The organism is Kitasatospora sp. GAS1066B (genome assembly GCF_041262605.1).
GTDB lineage: Bacteria > Actinomycetota > Actinomycetes > Streptomycetales > Streptomycetaceae > Kitasatospora.
This window is the reverse complement of sequence record NZ_JBGCCO010000011.1, coordinates 140,425-157,814: the sequence shown is the minus strand read 5'-3', so window position 1 is coordinate 157,814 and position 17,390 is coordinate 140,425. Positions and strand designations below refer to the sequence as shown.

Genomic DNA, 17,390 nt, shown 5'->3' with positions numbered 1-17,390 from the left:
CGGCGGATCGGGCTCACGGCGTGGTGCTGGTGGACCCGGACGGGCTCGGCGGGACCGAGGACGACGGCGAGGTGCCCGAAGGCGAGCCGTTCGGGGCGGACGGCGAGGGCGAGCCGCTCGGCGGGACCGAGGCGCTGCCCGAGGCACTGGCCGTCGGCAGCGGCGAACCCGAGGCGGCACCGGAGGCGGACGCCGGGGCGCTGCCCGATCCCGAAGCGGACGGCGAGGGCGGGCCGGTGGGCACCGCCGAGGGCGGGATCACCGGCGGCGCGGGCGGGCCGATCGGCAGCACCGGCAGCAGCGAGGGCAGCGGCGGTTCGCTCGGCAGCCCGGGCACCGCGGCCTGCGAGGGCGCCGCGAGCGGCGTCACCGTCTCCGCCTGCTGCAACGTGGCGGGCACCTTCCAGGCGCCACCCCTGTCGTCCGAGGCGTCCTGCGGGTCGGGCCGCACCGCGCCCAGGATCGGCGCCATGCCGATCGGCGAGACCCGGACGAACGCACCGGTGTGCGGAGCCTGCACGACCAGCCCGCCGCCGATGTACATCGCCACGTGCTCGGCGCTGCTGTAGTAGATCAGCAGGTCGCCGGGGCGCAGCTGGTTCAGCGGGACGTGCTGCAGTTGGGCCCACTGCTCCTGGCTGGTGCGCGGGATCTGGACGCCCGCACTCAGCCAGGCCTGCGAGGTGAGGCCGGAGCAGTCGAAGGAGGCGGGTCCGACGCCGCCCCACAGGTACGGCTTGCCGAGCTGCGCGAGCGCGAAGGCGACCGCCTGCCGGCCGGCCGCCGAGGGGGTGCGCTCACCCTGGCCGAGCGCACCGCTGGCCAGGAAGGCCAGTTGGGCCTGGTCGACCTGGTTCTGCTCCAGCTGCTGCAGCTCGGTCTGCTGGGCGCCGGTGAGCGAGGAGACCAGCTGCTCGACGGTGGCCAGCTGGCCGGCGATCTCGGCCTTGTTCTGGTCCTGCTGGGTGAGCAGCGACTTGGTGCCGTTGGCCGCGTCGGTGGACTGCTTCCTCAGCTGCTCCAGCGCCGCCTGGTCGCCCTTGAGCTGGGCGACGAAGGTGGCCTGCGAGCGGCTCGCGGCGGAGAGCAGCGCGGCGAGGTGGGCGGCCTGGTACGGGTCGTTGGTCAGCAGCAGCTCGCCGAGGCCGGAGACGTCGCCGTTGCGGTACTGCTCGGAGGCCAGTTCGGCGGCGACGTCGACGCCCTGGTCGACCAGCTTCTGCTGGGCGTCGATCTTGGCGTTGACCGCGGCCACGCCGCTCTGCTGGGCGGCCAGTTGCTGGGCGGTGGCGTTGTACTGCTCGGTGGCCGCCTCGGCGTTCTGGTAGAGCAGGTGGATCTTGTCGAGCAGCGGGCCGAGGGTGGCCTCGGCGGCGGCCAGCGGGTCGCCGCCAGCGGCCGCGCCGGACGGTACGGCGCCGGGGGCGGTCGGCGTCGCGGTGGCCGAGGGCGACGGCATGGGGGCGGCGAAGGCCGTCTGGGCGGCCATCGGCAGCGCGAGCGCGGCCACCGCCAGCACCGCACCGCAGCGCAGCGCGGCCCGCAGCCATGGCTGCGTCCCGACCAGTCGTTCACGGCTCACAGCCCGCATCGGCTCGCCTCCCCCTCGTTCGATGACTCCCCCGGCACCGCCGCCGGCAGGCCCTTGCCGATCCTGCCACGCGAACGGCCGGATCCGGCAGGGTGCCTCGAAGCATCTGATGAATTCTCAGCTGACAGGCCGTCGTGACACAGATCTCACGAATCCGACCCCAAACCGGACGTTGTTCGCATAAGACCAGGCCAAGACACCTGAGAGACTCGTGGAGGCCAAGTGCAGGACATGAACGGACCCGGAAATCCCGGTCTAGTTAACCTCCCGTTCACTCGACCTCCCTACGGTCGCGCTGAACACAGCTGACGAAAACAACAGTCCGACTACTACGACGATTGTTTGGTAATGGAACACATCACGTTCCTGGTCGCGGTGGTGATCGTCACCGCTCTTGCCTTCGACTTCACCAACGGCTTCCACGACACCGCCAACGCGATGGCCACCTCCATCGCCACCGGCGCGCTGCGACCCAAGGTCGCCGTCGGCATCTCCGCGGTCCTCAACTTCGCGGGCGCCTTCCTCTCGGTGAAGGTCGCGAGCACCATCTCGGGCGGGATCGTCAATGAGAAGGCGGGCATCCACCCGTCGGTGATCTTCGCGGCACTGGCCGGTGCCATCCTCTGGAACCTGGTGACCTGGCTGCGCGGCCTGCCCTCCAGTTCCTCGCACGCGCTGTACGGCGGCCTGATCGGCGCCACCGTCGTGGGCGTCGGGCTCGACGGCGTCAACTTCAGCACCGTGGTCACCAAGATCCTCATCCCGGCCGTCGCCTCCCCGATCGTGGCCGGCCTGGCCGCCTGGGGCGCCACCAAGGTCGCCTACCTGATCACCCGGCGCGGCGGCGAGAAGACCACCACCAAGGGCTTCAAGATCGGCCAGATGTTCTCCGCCTCGCTGGTCTCGCTGGCCCACGGCACCAACGACGCCCAGAAGACCATGGGCATCATCACCCTGACCCTGGTCTCGGTCGGCGCGCTGCCCAAGCACGCGCTGCCCCCCACCTGGGTGATCGCCAGCGCCGGCCTGGCCATCGCGCTCGGCACCTACATGGGCGGCTGGCGGATCATCCGCAGCATGGGCAAGGGTCTGACGGACGTCCAGGCACCGCAGGGCTTCGCCGCCGAGGCCGCAACGACCGCGGTGATCCTGACCTCCTCGCACATGGGCTACGGCCTCTCCACCACCCAGGTGGTCTCCGGCGGCATCATGGGCGCGGGCCTCGGCGGCCCGAAGGCCCAGGTGCACTGGAGCATGGCCCGCCGCATGGTCTACACCTGGGGCCTGACGCTGCCCGCCGCCGCCGTGGTGGCCGGTGCCGCCGCCTTCGTGGCCGACCAGGGCACCTGGGGCGTCGTGCTGGTCGGTGCCGCCCTGGTGGCCGGCTCGGGCACGATGTGGCTGCTCTCCCGCCGCCAGCCGGTGACCGCGAGCAACGTCAACGAGGTCCCGGAGCTCACCGACGTCACGCCGGTCCCCGTTCCCGGCAGCGCCGCCTCGCCCGCCACCACCCCGACCACCACCGTCGCCGCCTGAGGGGCTCTGCCATGCACATCAACTGGAGCGCCCTGGCCGACACCGCCGGCGTCAGCTTCGTGGTCACCGTCGCCGTGGTCGCGGCCTTCGCCCTCGGGGTGCTGGCCCTGGGCCGGCGGGAGGCCGCTGTCGAGGCCGGATCGGGCCGCGGCACCGCCGCACTGGCCAGTGCCGGCGTCTGCTTCGCCGCCTGCGCGGCGGCGGTCGGCTACGGACTCACCCTGATCGCGGGCTGAGACCGGCCTGACCTGGACAGGCAGCGCGAACGGCGAAGGCCGCGAGGTGGATGTCCACCTCGCGGCCTTCGCCGTTGCCCGCCCCCGTGGCGAACCGGGCGCGCTCCGCGCTACACCGACTCGCCGACCGAGGGGTCGGCCACCGGCTCCGGCTGGACGGCCTGGAGGCCATCGGTGGCGTGGGCAGCGTGGGCGGCGTGAGCGCCGTGGGAAGCGTGGGCGCCGTGGCCGGCCTGCGCGGCGTGGGCGGTGCGCAGCGGTACCTCGCGGATGAACAGCACCACCAGGAAGGCCACCGCCGCGAACGGCGCGGCGACCAGGAAGACCGTGCCCACCCCGTGCCCGAAGGCGTCGGTGACCAGCGGGACCAGCGGCGCGGGCAGCGCGTGCAGGTCCGGCAGGTCACCGCCGCCCAGCGCGCTCGCCCCGGCCGCCGGGATGTGGGCGGCCAGCAGATTCTGGGTCAGGTAGTGGGTGACCCGGGTGCCGAGCAGTGCGCCCAGGGCCGAGACGCCCATCGCGCCGCCCATGGTGCGGAAGAAGGTCACCGTCGAGCTGGCGGTGCCCAGTTCCTTGGCGGGGACCGTGTTCTGCACCGCCAGCACCAGGTTCTGCGAGGTCAGGCCGAGGCCGATGCCGGTGGCGGCCATGTAGAGCGAGAGCACGCCGTAGTTCGTGTCGGCGCGGGCGGTGCCGAGCAGGAAGAAGCCGAGGGCGAGCAGGAAGGTGCCGGCCACCAGGTAGCGCTTCCACTTGCCGTGCTTGGTGATCAGCCGGCCCGCGATGGCGGAGGCGAGCGCCAGGCCGAGGATCATCGGCAGCGTCAGGATGCCCGCCATGGTCGGCGTCTTCCCCTTGGCCAGCTGGAAGTACTGGCTGAGGAAGGTGGTGGCGCCGTACATCCCGATGCCGACGAAGGTGCTGGCCACCGCGGCCAGGCTCACGGTGCGGTGGCGGAACAGGCCCAGCGGCATGATCGGCTCCGCCGCCCGACGCTCGGTCAGGACGAAGAGCAGCACCAGCAGCAGCCCGCCGCCGACCATCAGCGCGGTCTGCCAGGAGCCCCAGGCGTAGTTCTTGCCGGCCAGCGTGACCCAGACCATCAGCAGGCTGACCGCGCCGGCGATCAGGATCGCGCCGAGATAGTCGATCTTCGCCTTCCGCTTGACCACCGGCAGGTGCAGGGTGCGCTGCAGCACGATGATGGCGATCACCGAGAACGGGATGCCGACGTAGAAGCACCAGCGCCAGCCCAGCCAGTGGGTGTCCACGATGACCCCGCCGATCAGCGGCCCGCCGATGGTGGCCAGCGCGAAGACGGCACCGAAGTAGCCGCTGTAGCGGCCTCGTTCGCGCGGCGGGACCATCGCCGCCAGGCAGATCTGCCCTAGTGCCACCACGCCGCCGGCGCCCAGGCCCTGCAGCACCCGGCAGCCGATCAGCTCGGCGGTGTTCTGCGAGAGGCCGGCCAGGGTGGAGGAGACGATGTAGATCACCAGCGCCAGCTGGACCAGCAGCTTCTTGCTCACCAGGTCGGAGAGCTTGCCCCAGATCGGGGTGGAGGCGGTGAGCGAGAGCAGCGCCGCGGTGATCACCCAGGTGTAGGCGGACTCGCCGCCGTGCAGGTCGTTGAGGATGGTCGGCAGCGCATTGGAGACGATGGTCGAGGAGAGCACCGCGACGAAGAGGCCGAGCAGCAGCCCGGAGAGCGCTTCGAGGATCTCACGGTGCGTCATCGGGCGGTCGGGGGCGGCGGCACCGTGGTGATGGTGCTGCGGGTGCGCCGGCTGGCTGCTGGTCATGAAGGTCCTTAGAAATCGTTGCCTAAGGCAACCATAAGCTTCGATAGTTGACCTAGGCAACCTTCTCTGTGGACGTTGACGCGGACTGCGGCCCGGACCTTGGCCCGGACGTCGGCACTCGCTCGGCTACTCGTCCCAGTCCTCACGCCGGCTCACGCTGGCCACCGTCTCGTTGAACCGCGCCAGCAGGTGGACGAACTGGTCGAGTTCGGCCGGATCCCAGCTGGCGAGCATGGCGCGGAACGAGGCGATCCGGTACTCGTGCGCCCGCAGGAAACGCCGGGCGCCGTCCTCGGTGAGCGAGACCAGCGAGACCCGCCCGTCCAGCGGATCGGACTCGCGCGCCACCAGGCCGAGTTCCTCCAGCGCCTTGATCTGCCGGCTGATCGTCGCCTTGCCGACCCCGAAGTGCGCGCCGACATCGGTCACCCGGACCTGCCCCGCTTCGCTGAGGTGGGCGAGCAGGCTGTAGGCCAGGCCCTCCAGCTTGGGATGCACCATCCGCGACATCTCGGCGGACCTGGCCCGCCCGCGGCGGAACATCACCGCGACCTCGCGCTCCACCGCGCGGAAGACCGCTTCACTGCCCGTCAGATCCTCGACCACACCAACCCGCCGCTCTGCCGCAGAGCGCCGCCCGCCGACGCGTGATCAGTATCCACCAGCCCCGGCGCGGGAGGGACTACCCCAAATGCCTCGAATGGCAGGAAGAAACGGTCATGCTGTGATCTGCCATTTGCATCGCTTTCGAGCTTTCGAGCTTTCGAGAGTCGCTTCCGATCGCGGTGCTGGCGCTCTACTCGATCGCGGCCGGACTCGGCGGCGTGCTGATCGCCGGGCCGATCCTGAACGCGCTGCCCGGCAGCGTCGCCGCGCTCTGGGGCGTGGGCAGCCTGGTGGTCTTCGCGGTCGGCACCATCACGATGGCGCTGGAGTGCCTCTTCGACGTGGTCGGCATCGGGCTCGCGGTGCTGGTCTTCGTGGTGCTCGGCAACCCGAGCGCGGGCGGGGTCTTCCCGCCGCCGCTGCTGCCGCCGTTCTGGCGGGCGATCGGCGCCTGGCTGCCGAACGGCGCGGGGACCAGCGCCACCCGCTCGATCGCCTACCTGGGCGCCACCAGGCTCACCATGCCGCTGCTGGTCCTCGCGGTCTGGGCGGTGGTCGGAGTGGTCGTCTCGCTACTCGCGGTGCACAGCAGGGCCCGGGGCGGCCGGCCGGTGGTCGCCCCGCCGGAGCGGGGCTGACGCTTTCCTCAGTGCACCCGTGACGGCTCGGTGGCCGAGTCCGATACCGCCGAGTCGTCACGGGTGTTGGTGAAGACGAACTTCTTCATCGCCCAGTAACGGAAGCCCATCGCCACCAGGGTCCCGATGATCATCCCGCTCAGGAAGTCGGAGACCTCCTGGGTGAACTTGCTCACGTGCGGCGTGTGCAGGTCGAACAGATAGCGGCTGATCAGCAGCGGGAGGTCGTTGACCCCGACCGCCACGGCACTCACCGCGAAGAAGGGGATCACCTCCTTGTGGCTGCCCTCCGAACGGAACGACCACTGGCGGTTCAGGATGTACGAGAACACCGTCGCGACACCCGTTGCGATCGTCAGTGCGACGACCGGCTTGTTCTGGCAGACGGTGAGCTTGAGCCCGTAGTTGATCAGCAGCGTCAGCAGGAAGCACGAGCCACCCACCACGAGGAACTTCACCAGGCTGCGGTGCTGCACCACGAAGGGGCGCAGCGGCCCCGGCACCTTGGCCAGAGCTTTCTGTGTTCGCGACGGCATTGGCGCAGTGTCGCACGAGAGTCCTCACAAGCCCGTCACCCGACTCCCCGGAACGGACGAACCCGGGGCCCACCCGAGCCCCGTCGCAGCCCGCCGAAGCGCCCGACGGACCGTCAGGTCCGCCGGGCGCCAAGGCAGTTCACCGCGTCACGCGGCCGCCACCAACACGTCGGCCGACTCCAGGGCCAGCGCCAGCACCTCGCGGACGTCCGCCACCGGGTGCACGGTCAGCCGCTCCAGCACCTCGGCCGGGACCTCGTCGAGGTCGGGCTCGTTGCGCTTGGGGATGATCACCGTGGTGATCCCGGCCCGGTCGGCGGCGAGCAGCTTCTGCTTCACCCCGCCGATCGGCAGCACCCGGCCGGTCAGCGAGACCTCGCCGGTCATCGCGACATCCGTGCGGACCTTGCGCCCGGAGAGCAGCGAGGCCAGCGCCGTGGTCATCGTGATGCCCGCGCTCGGTCCGTCCTTGGGGACGGCGCCCGCCGGCACGTGCAGGTGGATGCCGCGCTCCCGCAGACCGGTGACCGGCAGCTCCAGCTCCGCACCGCGCGAGCGCAGGTAGGAGAGGGCGATGTGGGCCGACTCCTTCATCACGTCGCCCAGCTGGCCGGTCAGGGTCAGGCCGGTCGAGCCGGTCTCGGCGTCGGCCAGCGAGGCCTCGATGTAGAGGACGTCGCCACCCGCGCCCGTGACGGCCAGGCCGGTCGCCACGCCGGGCACCGCGGTGCGCCGCTCGGCCGGCTCCTGGGCCGACTCGGGCGTGTGGTGCGGGCGGCCGATCAGCCCGCGCAGGTCCTCGGCGCCGATCGCGGCGGGCAGCTCGCGCTCGCCCAGCTCGGTCTGCGAGGCGACCTTGCGCAGGATCCGGGCCACCGCGCGCTCCAGGTTCCGCACCCCGGCCTCCCGGGTGTACTCCCCCGCGAGCCTGCGCAGCGCCGACTCGTCCACCGAGACCTCCTCGGCGGTCAGACCCGCGCGCTGCAGCTGCCGCGGCAGCAGGTGGTCGCGGGCGATGACCACCTTCTCGTCCTCGGTGTAGCCGTCGAGGCGGACCAGCTCCATCCGGTCGAGCAGCGGCTCGGGGATGGCCTCCAGCACGTTGGCGGTGGCCAGGAAGACCACGTCGGACAGGTCCAGCTCGACCTCCAGGTAGTGGTCCCGGAAGGTGTGGTTCTGCGCCGGGTCCAGCACCTCCAGCAGGGCGGCGGCCGGGTCTCCTCGGTAGTCCGAGCCGACCTTGTCGATCTCGTCCAGCAGGACCACCGGGTTCATCGAGCCGGCCTCCTTGATGGCCCGCACGATCCGGCCGGGCAGCGCGCCGACGTAGGTGCGCCGGTGGCCGCGGATCTCGGCCTCGTCGCGCACGCCGCCGAGCGCGACCCGGACGAAGTCGCGGCCCATCGCCCGGGCCACCGACTCGCCGAGCGAGGTCTTGCCGACGCCGGGCGGGCCGACCAGCGCCAGCACCGCGCCGCCGCGGCGGCCGCCGACCAGGCTCAGGCCCTGGTCGGCCCGGCGCTTGCGGACCGCCAGGTACTCGACGATCCGGTCCTTCACATCGGCCAGGCCCGCGTGGTCGGCGTCCAGCACGGCGCGGGCGCCGGCGATGTCGTAGCCGTCCTCGCTGCGGTTGTTCCAGGGCAGCTCCAGCACGGTGTCCAGCCAGGTGCGGATCCAGCTGCCCTCGGGCGACTGGTCCGAACTGCGCTCCAGCTTGTCGACCTCCTTGAGGGCGGCCTCGCGCACCTTCTCGGGCAGGTCGGCGGCCTCGACCCGGGCCCGGTAGTCGCCCTCCTCGTCGGCGGCCTCGCCGTTCAGCTCGGCCAGCTCCTTGCGCACCGCCTCCAACTGCCGGCGGAGCAGGAACTCCTTCTGCTGCTTGGCCACGCCCTCCTCGACGTCCTTGCGGATGCTGTCGTTGACCTCCTCCTCGGCGAGGTGGTCGCGCAGCAGCTGCAGGGCGTACTCGAGGCGGGCCAGCTGGTCGGCCTCGAGCAGCACCTTGAGCTTCTGCTCGGCGGTGGCGAAGGGCGCGTACCCGATGTTGTCGGCCAGCTCGCCGACGCCCTCGATCGCGGCCACCCGGTCGACGATCTGCCAGGCGCCGCGCTTGCGCAGCCACTCGGTGGAGAGCGCCTTGTACTCCTTCACCAGCTCGGCGGCGCGGCCGGCCGGCGGCAACTCGATCGAGGACTCCTTGAACGGCGTGGTCTCCACCCAGAGCGCGGCGCCCGGCCCGGTGGTGCCGGCGCCGATCCGCACCCGGCGGACGGCCCGGACCAGCGCGGCCGGCTCGCCGTCGGCCAGCCGGCCGACCTGCTCGACGGTGGCGAGGGTGCCGGCCGCGGCGTACGAGCCGTCCAGCCGCGGCACCAGCAGGACCTGCGGCTTGCCCGCGACACCACTCACCGACGCCCGCGCGGCGGCCCTGGCGGCCTCCACGGCGGCGCGCACCTCGGTGTCCTTGAGGTCCAGCGGCACCACCATGCCGGGCAGCACGACCTCGTCGTCGAGGGGCAGCACGGGCAGAGTGAGCGAAGCGGACGTCGATGCCATGATCTCTCCCCAGTCAGTGAACTTGAGTCGACATGACTAAGGCTTCCTCGGAGCCGAATGTTCCCGGGGCCCTGTTCGCTCTGAGCGATCAACGAAATGCCCCCTCGGGAGGACCCGAGGGGGCACACGGCGGAACCGGCCGGCGAAGGGACCGGAGGAGATGGGACCGGAGGAGATGGGAAACGACGGCGCTACACGCGCTCCAGGGCCGGCTCGGCGGCCCGGCGCGGCAGTCGGCGCGGCAGGCCCCGCACGGGCGAACCGCGCCCGGGCCGCCGTGGTCGCCGCAGCACGCCCCACAGCGCCACCCCGGTGAGCAGCGCGGTCGGATGGCCGACCGCGGTGATCAGGTCCTGGTCGGTGATGATCTGGTGCGCCACCAGCAGCACCGCGCCGCCCAGCGTCAGGTACCGCCCGCGCACCGACAGCAGCCCGGCCAGCGCCCCCAGGCTGGCCAGCACGCCGTAGCTGACGCCGATGTCCAGCTCGTCCAGGATGCTCGGCCCGACCTTCCCGGTGGCCACCGCGATCGCCACCACGGCCTGGGAGAGCAGCGTGCCCACCACGTGCCCGGCCGCGAAGACGCCGGCGGCCCGCAGCGGACCGACCCGCCGTTCCAGCGGGGCGACGGTGAACGCGAAGGCCCACAGGTAGGGCATCCAGACCGGCCCGGCGACCCAGAGCCCGCTCATCAGCAGCGAGCGCAGGGGGGTGTGCAGCAGGTGGTGGCCGTCCGTGCTGGACATGGTCTGCAACTGGTGCACCAGGTCCTGGTTGGCGAACTGGGCGAAGACCGTGGTCCCGGCCAGCACCACCAGGTAGCCGCACGCGAAGGGGTTGCGCCGGGGCGTCGGCAGCCGGTTCAGCACCCAGCGCAGCGGCACCGAGCGCAGGCCGAACCGCAGGCCGGTCAGGGGCGTCACCGCGGCGGGGCGTGCACCGCTCCGGGCCGCGTTCGCCGTCGCGTCCGCCATGGCGCCTCCGTCCCTCGGTCCGTGCTCGCTGCGCGTGCACACCGTGCCATCATCCGTCCGTTTCGTCCACGGTATGCGGCATCCCTGAGAAGACGCTGAGTACCGGGTCACGGTCCCTGTCAGGGCAGTTCAGAAGTTGGTCTGGACCAAAAGTCGGCTGGGTCGGACCGGGACCCGCGCGCGGATTCGTGCATACTCACCGTTACCGTGAGACGACATGGACGGGTAAGGTAGCGGCCCGTGCTTGGTCCCCGGGGCGCGCGCTTCGGCCTGTGCTCCGGAAATCTGCGGTCCACCTGCCGGTGCTCGCCGGGTGTCCGTACGCTGCGAGGTATGCATGTCGGGCCGGTGGTCGGGAAGCCGCGGCCCACCCGCGCTAGGCGGAGCCCGGGGCGTCAAATCAGCACGCGAAATTAACGACGGAACAAGACTACGAGCGGTGCCCGCCACTCCCACAGGTGGCGGCCCGCAGGCCCTGGGGGCGGTGGCGTGACCGTGACAGAGATTCAACAGGACACCAGCAGCAGCGGTGTGATTGCCCAGCGACGGGTACTCGTGGTGGAGGATGAACCCACCATCGCCGAGTCCATCGCGGCCCGACTGGGCGCGGAGGGCTTCAAGGTCGCCGTGGCGCACGACGGCCCCGGCGCGGTGGACGGATTCCACACCTGGCAGCCCGATCTAGTGGTGCTCGACATCATGCTGCCCGGCTTCGACGGACTGGAGGTCTGCCGTCGGATCCAGGCGCAGCGCCCGGTCCCGGTGCTGATGCTGACGGCCCGCGACGACGAGACCGACCTGCTGGTCGGCCTGGGCGTCGGCGCCGACGACTACATGACCAAGCCCTTCTCGATGCGCGAACTGGCGGCCCGGGTCAACGTGCTGCTGCGCCGGGTCGAGCGGGCCCAGCAGGCCGCCAGAACTCCGGCGCTGGGCAGCCTGCGCTTCGGCGAACTGGAGATCGACCACGTGCAGCGCCGGGTCCGGCTCGCCTCCGGCGACGTCCACCTGACGCCCACCGAGTTCGACCTGCTGGCCTGCCTGGCCGCCCAGCCGCGCGCCGTGCTGACCCGCGAGCAGCTGCTGGCCGAGGTCTGGGACTGGACCGACGCCTCCGGCACCCGGACGGTGGACAGCCACGTCAAGGCGCTGCGCCGGAAGATCGGCGCGACCTGGATCCGCACCGTGCACGGCGTGGGCTACGCGCTCGAGGCGCCGGTGGGGTGATGCGCGTCCAGTCCGGTGACTGGGGAGCCGCGGGGGCCACGGGGGCACAGGAGTACGGGGATCAAGTACCGATGAACACCTCACCACGGGCTCGCACCGAGCCCGATCCACCGGCGCGCCCGCAACGGTGGCCCGGACGGATGGCCGCGCGGATCTGGCTGGACATCCGGCCGCTCGACCCGGTCCGCTCGATCAAGGGCAAGCTGGCCCTGCTGGTCATCGTGTCGGTGGTGGTCGCCACCGGCCTGGTGGTGATCGCGATCCGCTCGGAGACCCAGATCCGGGTGATCATGGCCTTCTCGATGATCGCCTCGCTCCTCTTCATGCAGCTGCTGGCGCACACCCTGACCGCCCCGCTGCGCGAGATGACCGTGGCGGCCCGGGCGATGGCCGGCGGCGACTACAGCCGCCGGGTGACCACCGGGTCGCGGGACGAGATCGGCGAACTGGCGGTGACCTTCAACAAGATGGCCGCCGATCTGGAGGCCGCCGACCGGCACCGGCGCGAGCTGGTGGCGAACGTCTCACACGAGCTGCGCACGCCGATCGCCGCACTGCAGGCGGTGCTGGAGAACATGGTGGACGGCGTGGTGCCGCCCGAGCAGGGCACGCTGGGCGCCGCGCTGGAGCAGACCGAGCGGCTCGGCCGGCTGGTCTCGCACCTGCTGGACCTGTCCAAGCTGGACGACGGCGTGGTCCCGCTGGACGCCCGCGAGTTCGAGGTGGCCCCGTTCCTGGCCGGCGTGCTGCGCGGGCTGACGGTGGACGGCGCCACGGCCGGCGGCGCCTGGAGCCGGCGCGACGACGTGCGGCTGCGGATCGACGTGCAGCCGCAGGCGCTGACCGCGCTGGCCGACCCGGAGCGGCTGCACCAGGTGGTCGCCAACCTGGTGGACAACGCCTGCAAGCACTCGCCGGCCGGCGGCACCGTGACGGTGCGGGCCCGGACCGGTGACGCGCCGCTGGCGCTGCTGCTGGAGGTGGAGGACCAGGGTCCCGGGATACCGGCGCAGGACCGCACCCGGGTGTTCGACCGGTTCAGCCGCGCCGGCACCCCGACCGCCCAGGGCCCCGGCAGCGACGGCGGCACCGGCCTGGGGCTGGCCATCGCCCGCTGGGCGGTGGACCTGCACGGCGGGCGGATCGAGGTCGCCGACGCCTCGGGCGGCTGCCTGATCCAGGTCGCGCTGCCGGGCAGCGCCGCGGTCGTCCCGCACCCCCGATTGTGAACCGAGCGGGCCCGGGCACCGCACCTGGGCCACACACCGAACCGCCACACCCTGTCCAGCTCGGCCAGCTTTGTCACAGAACTGGGACAATCCGGTAATCGACAGCCCTAGATCGGTCACAATCGGTCGATCTAGGGACATTTTGCCCGATTTAGCGCCGTTACGACGGGCGATCGAAGCCGCCCGTTTCCCTCTTTTGGCGGCTTTCTAACGTCTTTTTCCAGCCAATGTGGCCTACGGCACTGTGATCTGGGCGACGCCGACCCCCAGGGGACTGCGCGATGACTGGTCAGGGGCGTAGCCTTAATCCCCGCTGTCCAAACATCCCAAAAGGAAGCGGAAGAGGGCGGTTGCCGCCGTGTCGCCACACCCTGAAACCCCCAGCTCGGCAAGCACCACTGGCTTCGGCCCCAATGAGTGGCTCGTCGACGAGATCTACCAGCAGTACCTCCAGGACCCCAACTCGGTCGACCGAGCCTGGTGGGACTTTTTCGCCGACTACAAGCCCGGTACCGAGGTGACCCCAGTGACCCAGGCCGCGACCCAGGCCGGCCCCGCGCCGACCACCGTTGCTGCCCCTGCCCATGCTGCTCCCGCTCCTGCGGTTGCGCCTGCCCCCGTCGCCGCCCCGGCAGCCCCGGCCCCCGTTGTGGTCGCGCCTGCCGCCGCCGCGCCGCCGGCAGCCGCCCCAGCAGCGCCGCCGGCCCCCAAGGCCGCCGCAGCGAGCGCAGCGCCCTCGGCCCCCGCGGCCGAGCGCACCGGGCCCGAGCTCGTCCCGCTGCGTGGCCCGGCCAAGGCCGTGGCCACCAACATGGACGCCTCGCTGGAGGTGCCGACCGCCACCAGCGTGCGCGCGGTGCCGGCCAAGCTGTTGATCGACAACCGCATCGTCATCAACAACCACCTGCAGCGCGCCCGAGGCGGCAAGGTCTCCTTCACCCACCTGATCGGCTACGCGCTGGTGCAGGCCCTGAAGGCGACCCCGGGCATGAACCACAGCTACGCCGTGAAGGACGGCAAGTCCTTCCTGGTGAAGCCGGACCACATCAACCTGGGTCTGGCCATCGACCTGGTGAAGCCGAACGGCGACCGCCAGCTGGTCGTCGCGGCCATCAAGAAGGCCGAGACGCTGGACTTCTTCGGCTTCTGGCAGGCCTACGAGGACATCGTCCGCCGGGCCCGTGCCAACAAGCTGACGATGGACGACTTCACCGGTGTGACGGTCTCGCTGACCAACCCGGGCGGCATCGGCACCGTGCACTCGGTGCCGCGCCTGATGCAGGGTCAGGGCACCATCCTCGGTGTCGGTGCGATGGAGTACCCGGCAGAGTTCCAGGGCTCCAACCCGGGCACCCTGGCCCGGCTCGGCGTCTCCAAGATCATGACGCTCACCTCGACCTATGACCACCGGGTCATCCAGGGCGCGGCGTCCGGCGAGTTCCTGCGCTCGATCCACCAGCTGCTGCTGGGCGAGCACGGCTTCTACGACGAGGTCTTCGAGTCGCTGCGGATCCCGTACGAGCCGGTCCGCTGGGCCACCGACGTCGCCACCACGCACGAGGACGACGTCAACAAGACCGCCCGCGTCATGGAGCTGATCCACTCCTACCGGGTCCGCGGCCACCTGATGGCCGACACCGACCCGCTGGAGTACAAGCAGCGCAAGCACCCCGACCTGGACGTGGTCGAGCACGGCCTGACCCTCTGGGACCTGGAGCGCGAGTTCGCCGTCGGCGGCTTCGGCGGCCAGAAGATGATGAAGCTGCGCGACGTCCTCGGGCTGCTGCGCAACACCTACTGCCGCACCGTCGGCATCGAGTACATGCACATCCAGGACCCCAAGCAGCGCAAGTGGCTGCAGGAGCACCTGGAGAAGCCGTACACGAAGCCGGAGCGCGAGGAGCAGCTGCGCATCCTGCGCCGGCTGAACTCGGCGGAGGCCTTCGAGACCTTCCTGCAGACCAAGTACGTCGGCCAGAAGCGCTTCTCGCTGGAGGGCGGCGAGTCGCTGATCCCGCTGCTCGACGCGACCATCGACTCGGCCGCCGAGCACCGCCTGGACGAGGCCGTGATCGGCATGGCCCACCGCGGCCGCCTCAACGTGCTGGCCAACATCGTCGGCAAGCCGTACGGCAAGATCTTCGGCGAGTTCGAGGGCAACCTCGACCCCAAGTCGATGCACGGCTCCGGCGACGTCAAGTACCACCTGGGCTCCGAGGGCACCTTCGCCGGCATGGACGGCGAGACGATCAAGGTCTCGCTGGCCGCCAACCCCTCCCACCTGGAGACGGTCGACCCGATCGTCGAGGGCATCGCCCGCGCCAAGCAGGACGTCCTGGACCAGGGCGGCACCACCTTCCCGGTGCTGCCGATCCAGATCCACGGCGACGCGGCCTTCGCGGGCCAGGGCGTGGTCGCGGAGACCCTGAACATGTCGCAGCTGCGCGGCTACCGCACCGGCGGCACCGTGCACATCGTGGTGAACAACCAGGTCGGCTTCACCGCCGCCCCGGCCTCCAGCCGCTCCTCGATGTACTGCACCGACGTTGCCCGGATGATCGAGGCCCCGATCTTCCACGTGAACGGCGACGACCCGGAGGCCGTGGTCCGCGTCGCGCGCCTGGCCTTCGAGTTCCGCCAGACGTTCCACAAGGACGTCGTGATCGACCTCATCTGCTACCGCCGCCGCGGTCACAACGAGGCCGACAACCCGTCGTTCACCCAGCCGCTGATGTACGACCTGATCGACAAGAAGCGCTCGGTGCGCAAGCTCTACACCGAGGGCCTGATCGGTCGCGGCGACATCACGATGGAAGAGGCGGAGTCCGCGCTCCAGGACTTCCAGGGCCAGCTGGAGAAGGTCTTCGCGGAGGTCCGCGACGCGGCCTCGGCGCAGGCCGGCGCGCCGGGTGGCAAGCCGGTGGCCGACTTCCCGGTGAACGTGCGGACCGGCATCTCCCAGGAGATGGTCAAGCGGATCGCCGCCTCGCAGGTCAACCTGCCGGACTGGCTCACCGTCCACCCGCGACTGCTGCCGCAGCTGCAGCGCCGCGCCGCCTCGATCGAGGACGGCACCATCGACTGGGCCACCGGCGAGACCCTCGCCATCGGCTCGCTGCTGATGGAGGGTCACCCGGTCCGGCTGGCCGGCCAGGACAGCCGCCGTGGCACCTTCGGCCAGCGCCACGCGGTGCTGATCGACCGGGTCACCGGCGAGGACTACACCCCGCTGCTGTACCTGACCGAGGACCAGGCCCGCTACACCGTCTACGACAGCCTGCTGTCGGAGTACGCGGCGATGGGCTTCGAGTACGGCTACTCGCTGACCCGCCCGAACGCGCTGGTCATGTGGGAGGCGCAGTTCGGCGACTTCGTCAACGGCGCGCAGACCGTGGTCGACGAGTACATCGCCTCGGCCGAGCAGAAGTGGGGCCAGCACTCCGGTGTCACCCTGCTGCTGCCGCACGGCTACGAGGGCCAGGGGCCGGACCACTCGTCCGCGCGTCCCGAGCGCTTCCTGCAGCTGTGCGCCGAGAACAACATGACGGTCGCGATGCCGACCCTGCCGTCGAACTACTTCCACCTGCTGCGCTGGCAGGTGCACAACCCGCACCACAAGCCGCTGGTCGTCTTCACCCCGAAGTCGATGCTGCGTCTGAAGGCCGCGGCCAGTGCGGCGGAGGAGTTCACCACCGGCTCGTTCCGCCCGGTGATCGGCGACACCACGGTCGACCCGAAGAACGTGCGCAAGGTGGTCATCACCGCGGGCAAGTTCTACTACGACGTGGCCGCGGCCCGCACCGAGCGCGGCGTCACCGACACCGCGATCGTCCGGGTCGAGCGCCTCTACCCGCTGCCGATCGCCGAGCTCCAGGAGGAGCTGGCGCGCTACGGCGAGGACGTCCAGTTCATCTGGGCCCAGGAGGAGCCGGCCAACCAGGGCGCCTGGCCGTTCATCGCGATGAACCTGGTCGACCACCTGGACGTGGTGATCGGTCGCAAGGCCAGCGGCGGCCGACTGCGCCGGGTGGCCCGCCAGTCCGCCTCGGCCCCGGCCGTGGGCTCGGCCAAGCGGCACGCCGCCGAGCAGCAGGGGCTGATCGACGAGGTCTTCAGCCTCTGACGTCGGCTCAGCAGCACCCCCGGAAGGGCCCGGTCCGCGCGCGGACCGGGCCCTTCCGGCCGCCTATCCTGGCCCGTGAGCACCACCCGACCCATCTCAAACCGGAGCGCACCGTGTACTTCACCGACCGCGGCATCGAGGAGTTGGAGAGCCGGCGCGGCGACGAGGAGGTCACCTTCGAGTGGCTGGCCGAACGCCTGCGCGAGTTCGTGGACCTCAACCCCGACTTCGAGGTTCCCGTCGAGCGGCTGGCCACCTGGCTGGCCCGGCTGGACGATGAGGACGAGGACTGAGCAGACCGGACACTCCGGCCGCGCGACACGCAGCAGGGCC

General features: G+C 71.2%; 13 protein-coding genes. 7 read left to right on the top strand and 6 right to left on the bottom strand.

The features are described 5' to 3' along the window. Positions 1 to 13: 13 nt before the first annotated feature. Positions 14 to 1,591: a C40 family peptidase gene (locus tag ABH937_RS14925; protein WP_370218417.1), complete on the bottom strand. Its 1,578-nt coding sequence runs from the start codon at positions 1,589 to 1,591 to the stop codon at positions 14 to 16. A 348-nt stretch (positions 1,592 to 1,939) separates the two neighbouring features. Here ABH937_RS14925 and ABH937_RS14920 point away from each other — a divergent pair, with 348 nt between their 5' ends. Both ABH937_RS14920 and ABH937_RS14915 read left to right on the top strand, forming a co-directional pair. After that, positions 1,940 to 3,127 (top strand): anion permease, encoded by a 1,188-nt coding sequence (locus ABH937_RS14920; RefSeq protein WP_370218416.1) that lies wholly within the window; start codon positions 1,940 to 1,942, stop codon positions 3,125 to 3,127. An 11-nt stretch (positions 3,128 to 3,138) separates the two neighbouring features. Further along, a complete protein-coding gene (locus ABH937_RS14915) occupies positions 3,139 to 3,363 on the top strand; it encodes a hypothetical protein (protein WP_370218415.1) in 225 nt (74 codons plus the stop codon). A gap of 110 nt (positions 3,364 to 3,473) precedes the next feature. Here ABH937_RS14915 and ABH937_RS14910 read toward each other — a convergent pair whose 3' ends face one another. Further along, positions 3,474 to 5,165: an MDR family MFS transporter gene (locus ABH937_RS14910; protein WP_370218414.1), complete on the bottom strand. Its 1,692-nt coding sequence runs from the start codon at positions 5,163 to 5,165 to the stop codon at positions 3,474 to 3,476. A gap of 126 nt (positions 5,166 to 5,291) precedes the next feature. Next, a complete protein-coding gene (locus ABH937_RS14905; protein WP_280687451.1) occupies positions 5,292 to 5,771 on the bottom strand; it encodes a MarR family winged helix-turn-helix transcriptional regulator in 480 nt (159 codons plus the stop codon). Between the two features lie 179 nt (positions 5,772 to 5,950). On the opposite strand from ABH937_RS14905, the gene ABH937_RS14900 reads away from it, so the two are divergent. Beyond that, positions 5,951 to 6,409, top strand: coding sequence for a hypothetical protein (locus ABH937_RS14900; RefSeq protein ID WP_370218413.1), 459 nt, complete (start codon positions 5,951 to 5,953; stop codon positions 6,407 to 6,409). An 8-nt stretch (positions 6,410 to 6,417) separates the two neighbouring features. Here the strand turns inward: ABH937_RS14900 and ABH937_RS14895 are convergent, their stop codons facing one another. The 3 genes from ABH937_RS14895 to ABH937_RS14885 all read right to left on the bottom strand — a co-directional run bounded on the left by ABH937_RS14895 (position 6,418) and on the right by ABH937_RS14885 (position 10,478). Further along, positions 6,418 to 6,945, bottom strand: coding sequence for a GtrA family protein (locus ABH937_RS14895; protein WP_280687452.1), 528 nt, complete (start codon positions 6,943 to 6,945; stop codon positions 6,418 to 6,420). Positions 6,946 to 7,092: 147 nt separating this feature from the next. Beyond that, positions 7,093 to 9,504 carry an endopeptidase La gene (gene lon / locus ABH937_RS14890; RefSeq protein WP_370218412.1) on the bottom strand — a complete coding sequence of 804 codons (2,412 nt, stop codon included), beginning with the start codon at positions 9,502 to 9,504 and terminating at the stop codon, positions 7,093 to 7,095. 191 nt (positions 9,505 to 9,695) lie between these two features. After that, complete coding sequence (locus ABH937_RS14885) at positions 9,696 to 10,478, bottom strand: rhomboid-like protein (protein WP_370218411.1); 783 nt, start codon at positions 10,476 to 10,478, stop codon at positions 9,696 to 9,698. A gap of 495 nt (positions 10,479 to 10,973) precedes the next feature. Between ABH937_RS14885 and ABH937_RS14880 the strand changes: the two genes are divergently transcribed. From ABH937_RS14880 to ABH937_RS14865, 4 genes are all read left to right on the top strand, one after another. After that, the gene (locus tag ABH937_RS14880; RefSeq protein WP_280687456.1) at positions 10,974 to 11,705 is read left to right on the top strand and encodes a response regulator transcription factor; all 732 of its coding nucleotides are present in this window, start codon (positions 10,974 to 10,976) and stop codon (positions 11,703 to 11,705) included. 140 nt (positions 11,706 to 11,845) lie between these two features. Further along, positions 11,846 to 12,934: a HAMP domain-containing sensor histidine kinase gene (locus ABH937_RS14875; RefSeq protein ID WP_280687458.1), complete on the top strand. Its 1,089-nt coding sequence runs from the start codon at positions 11,846 to 11,848 to the stop codon at positions 12,932 to 12,934. 358 nt (positions 12,935 to 13,292) lie between these two features. Then, positions 13,293 to 17,057 (top strand): multifunctional oxoglutarate decarboxylase/oxoglutarate dehydrogenase thiamine pyrophosphate-binding subunit/dihydrolipoyllysine-residue succinyltransferase subunit, encoded by a 3,765-nt coding sequence (locus ABH937_RS14870; protein ID WP_280687459.1) that lies wholly within the window; start codon positions 13,293 to 13,295, stop codon positions 17,055 to 17,057. Positions 17,058 to 17,170: 113 nt separating this feature from the next. Then, the gene (locus ABH937_RS14865; RefSeq protein WP_280687460.1) at positions 17,171 to 17,350 is read left to right on the top strand and encodes a DUF6104 family protein; all 180 of its coding nucleotides are present in this window, start codon (positions 17,171 to 17,173) and stop codon (positions 17,348 to 17,350) included. The last annotated feature ends 40 nt before the right edge of the window (positions 17,351 to 17,390 follow it).